Consider the following 8,690-nt stretch of genomic DNA (forward strand, 5'->3'; position numbering starts at 1 on the left):
GCCCACAAACGAATGGTCGAGCTGATCGATGCCGGCAAGCCGCTTCCGGTCGATCTGACGGGACGCGTGATCTACTATGTCGGTCCCGTCCGGGCAGTGAGGAATGAGGTCGTTGGACCCGCCGGTCCAACAACCTCCAGCCGCTTGGACGATTTTACGGACAAGGTGCTCGCCGAAACCGGCCTTTTTGCGATGATCGGCAAAGCGGAAAGGGGACCGGCGGCCATCGAGTCGATTATAAGACACAAAACGCCCTATCTTGCTGCAGTGGGTGGCGCTGCGTACCTGATTTCAAAATCGATTAAGAAGGCGCGGATCGTTGCCTTTGAAGACCTGGGCATGGAAGCCATCTATGAATTCGATGTGCAGGACATGCCTGTTATCATGGCCGTCGATGTTGAGGGAAACTCCATTCACAATTCCGGGCCTCTCGAGTGGCGTAGGCGTATGGCGGCCGACAGCATCGCACGCAACATCGGCGTTTGAATCTTCCCAGTTAGGCGATTTCGGCCAGACACCAGCGTCAAATTGTTGGGCACGCCGTACGACGAGCGGCATTTGCGGTGCCTTGCGCCTCGGCGAGCCGGACGAGCAAGGCCTTCAATTCACCCCAATAGCTGAATGTGCCACTGAATACTGCATTGAGTATGCCGTCCACGCGATCGAGGCTCGAATGCAGTCGCGCGTCTATCAAGTACGGTAGCGGGGATTCAAGAAAATGGGTTATCTATTTTATTTATCAGAAGGTCTCTGCCGCCGCCGACTTCCTCTCCAGCTGCACCATTGCCCGTTAGGCGCTGGGGCGATAGCCAAATTACTTCTGCAGCTTTTCTCAGCGGATCGCTCTCCTTAGCTGATTTTCATACCCATTCTAGCACATCTCGGGCCTGGAACGGATGCCTTCCACTGCTACATTCGGTCGTTTCAATGATAATAGAATTGATCGGCACACGGCGCGCTGTCGATCGCTGCTTGAGAGCAACAGGTTATGAAGTCGAAACCCGATCCCGTGCAACTCGACAGTTGGGACGTCCGGATTCTCTCCGAGATTCAGGCAGACGGTCGGATTTCAAAAAGTGAGCTTGCAAAACGAGTTCATCTTTCGGCGTCGGCCTGTTCGGAGCGGCTCCGAGCACTCAAGGCCGCAGGAATTATTGAGGGATTTTATGCGCGACTGAGTCCTGCACTCGTCGGCGGCATGATCTTTGTGATGGTAGAAGTCGTGCTGGATCGCCATCGTCTTGAGGACCAACGAGTCTTCGAAACTGCAATCCAAGAGATTCCGGAAATCCTGGACTGCTGGGCAATTGGGGGGCGCGTGGATTATTTGATGCGGGTCGCATCTCGTTCTATGGCCGCCTATCAGGATTTCATGGAGGGACTGCTGCAGGCAGGCTTGGGGATTGATCAATACTATAGCCTTGTCGTCACGAAACCAGTGAAGTCCAATTCACCGATACCTTTGTCCGCCCTGAGGCAACGGTGAAAGCGAAAGTTTAAGTTTCAACGGCGTTTGGCACGGATCCCGTAGATTCGTCGGCAAAAGGCGCCCATTCCGACGAAACTCAAGGGACATTTGCGGTATACTAATTGCTGGAAAAAGGTGGCCGAGCGCTATCCGCCAGTTGATGGCGAGGAAGGACGATGCGCTTGAGCAATCTGGAACCGATCATTCCAGGAGACGGATCGAAGCAGCCATCGGACGCACTTGGCCAGCACGGTTACGGCGAGAAGCCAAACCGGATCGTGCCTGGTTGAGGAGGCGTCCATATCTAAGATGCGAAGTGCCGAAAAAATGCCTCTACCGCTACTTCAAGGGGGGAACTTTCGCCCTGGATTGGCGATCAGTGGCGATTGAGCTTAGTCGCGGTCAGCGCATCCGTGTGGGGGGGGCGAAATCTACAGCGAGGGTTTGGCAAGCCGACGGGTAGCGGGAGTGCAAGCTGGCCCGCTCGGCCCTGGCGACCAACCCGGCCCTCGACGCCTGCGGACATTCGGAGATCGCTCCATCGCGTTTTTACGTCGTAAGTTCGTTGCTGATCGAGATTAGGAGATCGTCTGTCCTGTTTGACATCGCTGGTCTCGCAGCCTTCTAAGCGAGGAGCATGGCTGTGCCGGGGTCGCGTAGGTGGGTGACAAGGCCGGTCACTCCTGCCAGCCGACGTGGTCTTTGAGAAGGTGGAGGTTGCGCTACCGGCTGGAGAGCATGGTGCCAGTTTTCACAAGACAAGGGTCGCTTAATCGAATGGGCGTCAAGTTCATAGATTGCGAACAGATCATGGGGGATTTGAATAGTGCTACTGACCGAGGCAGAGCTGAAAAGAGTTGCGAATGCCAGTCGAGGACATAGAGCCGCATCGATCGTTCTAAAGGAAGAGACGGCCGCAGCTACAGCCAGATCTTCATTCGACGTTTTTCTGTCACATTCTTTCAAGGACGCAGAGATCATTCTCGGTGTGAAGCGAATTTTCGAGGAGCTTGGGTTCACTGCTTACGTAGATTGGGTCGAAGATTCACAACTGGACCGCACAAAGGTCTCCTCGGCCACCGCCGAGTTGCTGCGGACCCGTATGAGGCAGTCAAAGACGCTAATCTATGTGCATTCAAACAATTCTCCAGAATCCAGATGGATGCCTTGGGAGCTTGGCTTTTTCGATGGGTTTCGGACCGCGGTAGCGGTTCTGCCCGTGGCAAAAAATTCTTCGGAAACATTCTCCGGGCAAGAATTTTTGGGCCTATACCCTTACATTGATGGGACAGGACCTGCATTCCTGTTTATGAACAGAGGGACCGCGCCTCGCTCAAGAATAGGCTCTGTAAGCTCGACTGCTAACCTCACGTTTGCCAAATCCTGGCTTAAAGAATTTACCGCCACAAAATAGACTGGTGTGCTTCAAAAATGAAATATCCTGGACTCTATAATAGCGCCGACGTGGCATCCAACGAGCAGCAGGCGACGTTTCTCCGCCTGATCCGGGCAGAGTACGTTCTTCTTTTTTTAGCGTCGGTGCTCTCTTTGGACTTGTCGCCATCAAAAGCCTATTTCGGTGTCTATGCTGCGGTATTTCTTTGCTCAATGGGAGTCCTCATTTTCCGGTCGGTCACAAAGCCCGAGCAGGTCTGGTATCAGGCTCGAGCTCTTGCAGAGTCGGTGAAGACATTGACTTGGCGCTTCGCGATGCGAGCACAGCCGTTCGATGACGCGCGCGCCGCTGACGCCAGAGCTGATTTTCGAAAGCTCATGGAAGGTATCCTTGATAGCAATCGTCACCTTGGTAGCGCGTTGAGCGGCACCGATTCAGCATCCCCCCAAACAACCGACCAGATGATGTCGATAAGGGACTCCCCGCTAAAAGAAAGAAAAGACATATATCTGCAGAGACGAATCTGCGACCAGCGGAAGTGGTACGAGAAGAAGGCGCGCTCGAACAAGAGGTCCGCGAAAGTCTGGATGGGCCTTGGTATTTTTGCATACGCTCTGGGATTCTCGTTCATCGTAGTACGCATCGCTGACCCCGCGATGCCTGGCTGGCCGACCGAGCCGCTAATTGTCATCGCCGCCTCGCTTATCGGGTGGACCCAGATCAAGAAATTTAACGAATTGGCATCGGCTTACACGTTGACAGCTCACGAGATCGGCTTGACTGCCGACCTTATTACGGACGCCAACTCGGATGAGGCATTCTCCGCCGCGGTGAACGAAGCCGAACTGGCTTTCTCACGGGAGCACACCCAGTGGGTTGCTCGTCAAAACAACTAAGAGACAACAATGGCATACAGCGATCCGACCTATGTAATATTTGACGGCGATGAAGACGCTTGGGCATACCGCTTTATGAAAGGGTGGAATGCCAGCGAGAATGTGAGTTTTGAATTCGCGAACGCTCACGATCTGGACAATATGACGAGCCGAGCACAGGACGAAGATTATGTTAAACGCAATCTTCGCAACAGAATGAATGGATCGAGCCAGGTACTTGTCCTGATCGGTGAGAAAACGAAAAACCTTTTTCGCTTCGTGCGCTGGGAAATGGAATTGGCCCTTGATCTAGGTCTGCCGATAATCGCAGCAAACCTTAACGGCTCGCGGCAACAAGATGCGAGCTGTCCGCCTATCATCAGGGACAAATGTGTTGTGCACGTGCCGTTCAAGATGAAGGCCATCAAGCACGCGCTAGCCAATTGGCCCAGCGAATTTCATCGGCTTTCAAACGCTCAGCGTGGCGATGGCGCCAGGAGCTATGGCGAAAGCACCTATCGCGATCTCGGCTTATAATCGCCCACCTAAAAGCACTTAGCCGCCAAAACATCCTCGCCATCCGCTGGCGGCGACTAGCCTTAGCAACGTCCCCCAGCGTGTTCCGAGCTTGCCGAGCGATGATAAGAAGAGACGTCCGATTTGCTGAGTTTGGCTGAAAGCTGCAGGTCATGTGCAACCTATTAGAGGAGCCCCGCTCGAAGCGTCGGATCGTCAGACAAGATCATGTCGCGCGAGGGCGCTGGTTTCGCGAGGAAAAGGAGCGGCTGTTCGATGTTTGAGGCTTGATCCAGCGTTTCGAGACTGCACGAGCGGCCAGCATTGATGGAGGCAGCTTTTCAGGCCGCGCAATTCTGTCGGCTCGCCCCCTCCTGCGAGCCGCAGCTCGGCTCGCCCTGCGCAGCAACCACGAATTTGCGATCGCAAGAAAGGCAACACGCTCACGATAGAACTTGGCGGCGCTGGTCGGCTGCGAATCAAGATGTCAATGGCAAGGAGCTCTCGCCGCGCGTCTTTGCCGGGCCGAACCTTCTGGCTATGCTCCTTCGAGAAGTCTGCCGAGCACCAGCCGCCGCACCGCCAAAGCGATCAATATGCGCGAGGGCACGACCTCAGCCTCTCAGCGCTGGCCAACCAGGTTGGAGCCTGTGCCGCGGCACGGAACCCGCTGCCTGCTGATCGAGGCGAATGTGCTTTGCCCCTGATCACCTGCATTACCACCCTTGGGAACGGCAAGACCGATCCGGACCGTCAGAATGTAAGGGATGACCGGCAGTTCGGCGGAACATGGCCGCCGGCGCTCTATCGTGCCTCGCGCGGCCGGCGGGAACAGCGTCCCGAGCGCTATTCATCCGTCAATATCGCCCGCTAATCGGGCACTATGCTGGGCGCATGCGCGTCGTAAGCTGTTCGTGTTTGCATGACGCGCCCCCGACCCTCGGCTAAGGCGAACGTGACGCCTTAGTTTTCACGGCAATTCGGGCCGATCCCGCGAATTTCACGGCGAATAACCTGCATTCCCGAGAAACTCAAGGGACGTTTCCGGTATGCTATTTGCTAAACAGGTGGCTGGCCGAGTGCCCTCCGCCAATTTATCGCGAGGAGAGGGACATGCGCTTGAGCAATCTGGGAACCGAGCAACTCCGGGAGAAGGATAGAAGCTTCGTCTTCCATCCTTCTACGCATTTGGCCAAGCACAGCCGAGGCGAAACGCCAAATAGGATTATGGCCGGTGCGGAAGGCGTCTATATCTGGGACACCGAAGGCCGAAGGAGCCTCGACGGTTTCGGAGGACTCTACTGCGTCAACATGGGATATGGATGCACGGAGATCGCCGAGGCCATTGCCAGGCAAGCACACGAATTGCCGTTCGCACACGTCTATGCCAGCCAAGGTACGGAGCCGGTCGCCCTGTTGGCAGAGGCCGTGGTCGAGTATTTCGGTCAGAACATGCGAAGGGTCTATTTCGGCCTCTCCGGTTCCGATGCCAACGAAACCAACATCAAGCTGGTCTGGTACTATAATAACATTCTTGGCCGGCCCGAAAAGAAAAAGATCATCTCGCGAAATCGCGGCTATCACGGGTCTGGATTGGTCACGGGTAGCCTAACTGGCCTTCCCTTCTTTCACAATTTCTTCGACCTGCCTCTGGATTTGGTGCGCCATACAACCACGCCGCACTATTACCGCCAGGCGCGTGTCGAGGAGAGCGAGGAAGCGTTCTCCCGGCGCTGTGCCGATGAGCTTGAAGCCTTGATCCTGGCCGAAGGACCGGAAACGGTTGCAGCTTTTATCGGAGAGCCGGTACTTGGGACAGGAGGTATTGTGCCGCCCCCCAAAGGGTACTGGACGTCCATTCAAGCGGTGCTCGACAAATACGATATCCTTCTAATCGCGGATGAAGTGGTCTGTGGCTTCGCGCGAACCGGCGAGAAGTTCGGTTCCCACCTGTATAACATGCGTCCGGATTTCGTGACCATCGCAAAGGGTTTGAGTTCCGCCTACCTCCCCATCTCCGGGTCAATCATTGGCGACCGTGTCTGGTCGGTTTTGGAACAAGGAACTGAGAAGCACGGCGCACTCGGCCACGGCTGGACATATTCGGGGCACACGCTTTGTGCCGCAGCCGCGCTCGCCAATATTCGACTGCTTAAAGAAAAAAATATTCTGGAGCATGTCCGCGATGTTGGACCGTATTGGCAAGACCGGATGAAGGCCGAGCTGGCGGGACATCCCATCGTTGGTGAAGTTCGCGGAGTGGGTATCCTGTCGGCCGTGGAGATGATGCGGGACCCAAAACAAAGGATACCATTCGAACCCGACCTTCAGGTCGGGGTGCGCACTGCAGCTGCTCTGTTTGAGAATGGCGTCATCGGACGGGCCATGCCGCATGGCGACATCCTCGGTTATGCCCCCCCCCTGATCATTACCCGAAAAGAGATCGACATCATTGTCGACGCGACGGTAAAGTCGGTCGATACCACCTATCGCGCGCTGAAGGCCGAGGGTGCCGTATGATTTTGCGATCGCGAAGGAGCGAGTCCGGAGGCAGGCATGTCCCTGCGCGCTACTGCGCCGAGCAGACCCAAAACTGTTGAATTCCAGATATCTGATCTTGAGCATGCTCCGGGCTATTTCAGTCACGATTTGTAACCGAATCAGTTCTGCCGCCGCTGTCCTGTTGCCCAACGACCAGGACCTCTGTGCGGCGCGCCCTGCGGGTGTACCTCCCCGCCGGCAGGGCGCCCTTTTTGACCCACGTAATCAGTATCATTATGGCCCGTGCGGGATCGAGGGTCTGGTAAAGGTCATCTGCACGTTCCGATGCAGATTGAGCTTAGACGTGCCCTTTACATCATTGCAGCGGGCCATAATCATTGCGGTGAATTTTATCACGTCAGGTATATAGAAGGACGATACTCACACGCCACCCCGTTCACAAGGAAAGGCATTTTAATATTGTTGAGACGATTTGCCTATCAAAGAAAAGAAAGCATCGCAACACTTCTTTGCGGATCACGGCGCCCCGGGTGGGGGATGAGCGGCTATCCGAATTGTTATGCTAATGCCGACCCAAATTCCTGCAAAAGCTGGGGTCAATGATGGCTTTTGGTCAGCGCAGGATGATTTCTCCTGATTTGGTCGGTGCAGGGGCGGTCATGATTTAATGCATGGAGATTCTCTGATTGAGCTGTTGAGATCATGAGGCGTCTGCCAGACGCCCATCGGGTGAGCCCAGCATGATTGGGATGACCGACGAAGATCGAAAGTGTGGCAGCATTCTGGAGCCCGGTCAGCCCAGCGACGCCCGCGAATTCAATCACGTTTGTCGGGACATACACGACGCAGCCGGAAGGCGTGCAGAAAGAGGAAGAATCGAGCGCGACGATGACGAGGCACATGCCACTTGTTTTCGAGACATTCCTTGAAAGACTGTCACAGAGTATCGATGAGGCAGATTTCCGGGATGCCATGGCTGAGGCGGCCGGACGACTTGACCTAATCTTCTTTGCCTACCTCTCCTTGCCAGCACGGCCTTCCGGCAAACCGAGGTTAATTTCAAACTATCCACCCCGCTGGACCAGACAGTATCTGGAAAATCAGTATGAGAAACTCGATCCTGTGGTCTTGCGTGCTCGAAATGGCGGCTGCCCGTTTCACTGGGGATCGAATTTGGGAGGCGATAAAATGTCGCCGGCTCAACAGCAGCTATTCGATGAGGCGGCTCAATTCAGCATCTGCTGCGGTTTGACGATCCCAATTGTCGATCTCCGCGGCCGCATCGCTGCGGTTACTTTTGCCGCCGATGAGCCTCGTCCAGTATTTCTTCGGGTCGCTGAGCGGTACGAACAAGCTCTTCAACTGATGGCGGCCTGCTTTCATCGTTGCGTTCGCCGCAAATTGCCGAGCGATCGAACAGTGGATGGGGTTTCGCTGACATCCCGCGAATATGAGTGCCTGAGGTGGGCAGCGCGGGGTAATTCAGCCTGGGTGACCGGCCGCATCTTGGGTATCAAGCCACGCACGATCGCTTTTCATTTGGACAATGCCAAGAAGAAGCTAGGCGTGCGAACCCAAAATCAGGCTATAGCCCTTTTGGGGTCCGAAGGGTCCTCAATTGTCTGAGAAGCTTTTTGATCCCCTTGTGCTCGGGCCATTCGATCGCGCGCTTTGTATCGAGCGTTGACTGGATGCCGAGATCTTCTGTTCCGCCGGCTCGGGCGATGCAGCCGTATTCTTCCAGTCCGCGCCGGTGATCATAGTCTATGGGTGCTCGAGCGGGTGTGTCGTCGCTGACGAGCTAGTTGTGGAGCCTCAACAGGTTGTCCTCGGTTAGAGCGAGGCGACTGATAGGTGTTTTGGACTTTAGGCTCCCGTGGGGACGGTGCCAATTGTATCTGTGCAGCCAGACCGGCAACTCTGCGGCGCGGTG

General features: G+C 55.4%; 8 protein-coding genes and 1 pseudogene. 8 read left to right on the forward strand and 1 reads right to left on the reverse strand.

Going from position 1 to position 8,690, the window contains the following annotated elements; genetic code table 11:
• From EN780_RS20925 to EN780_RS20955, 8 genes are all read left to right on the forward strand, one after another.
• Positions 1–486 (forward strand): FumA C-terminus/TtdB family hydratase beta subunit (locus EN780_RS20925; RefSeq protein ID WP_189556633.1); only part of this gene is annotated, 486 nt, incomplete at its 5' end.
• A gap of 502 nt (positions 487–988) precedes the next feature.
• Entirely contained in the window at positions 989–1,486 is a 498-nt protein-coding gene (locus EN780_RS20930) for an Lrp/AsnC family transcriptional regulator (RefSeq protein ID WP_126080672.1), read from the forward strand.
• A gap of 808 nt (positions 1,487–2,294) precedes the next feature.
• Complete coding sequence (locus EN780_RS20935; RefSeq protein WP_167508689.1) at positions 2,295–2,882, forward strand: toll-Interleukin receptor; 588 nt, start codon at positions 2,295–2,297, stop codon at positions 2,880–2,882.
• Positions 2,883–2,899: 17 nt separating this feature from the next.
• Positions 2,900–3,760, forward strand: a complete 861-nt coding sequence (locus EN780_RS20940) for a DUF4231 domain-containing protein (RefSeq protein WP_126087045.1) — start codon at positions 2,900–2,902, stop codon at positions 3,758–3,760.
• A 9-nt stretch (positions 3,761–3,769) separates the two neighbouring features.
• Positions 3,770–4,276 carry a TIR domain-containing protein gene (locus EN780_RS20945; protein ID WP_126080675.1) on the forward strand — a complete coding sequence of 169 codons (507 nt, stop codon included), beginning with the start codon at positions 3,770–3,772 and terminating at the stop codon, positions 4,274–4,276.
• 676 nt (positions 4,277–4,952) lie between these two features.
• Positions 4,953–5,129, forward strand: coding sequence for a hypothetical protein (locus EN780_RS38870; protein WP_164781893.1), 177 nt, complete (start codon positions 4,953–4,955; stop codon positions 5,127–5,129).
• Positions 5,130–5,368: 239 nt separating this feature from the next.
• On the forward strand, positions 5,369–6,775 hold the full coding sequence (locus EN780_RS20950) for an aminotransferase (RefSeq protein WP_063169303.1): 1,407 nt from the start codon (positions 5,369–5,371) through the stop codon (positions 6,773–6,775).
• Between the two features lie 870 nt (positions 6,776–7,645).
• Positions 7,646–8,383, forward strand: a complete 738-nt coding sequence (locus tag EN780_RS20955; RefSeq protein ID WP_082826574.1) for a LuxR family transcriptional regulator — start codon at positions 7,646–7,648, stop codon at positions 8,381–8,383.
• A 175-nt stretch (positions 8,384–8,558) separates the two neighbouring features.
• Here the strand turns inward: EN780_RS20955 and EN780_RS20960 are convergent.
• Positions 8,559–8,690 (reverse strand): annotated as a pseudogene (locus EN780_RS20960) (IS481 family transposase); the annotation flags it as partial.

The organism is Mesorhizobium sp. M4B.F.Ca.ET.089.01.1.1 (assembly GCF_004022605.1).
Classification (GTDB): domain Bacteria; phylum Pseudomonadota; class Alphaproteobacteria; order Rhizobiales; family Rhizobiaceae; genus Mesorhizobium; species Mesorhizobium abyssinicae.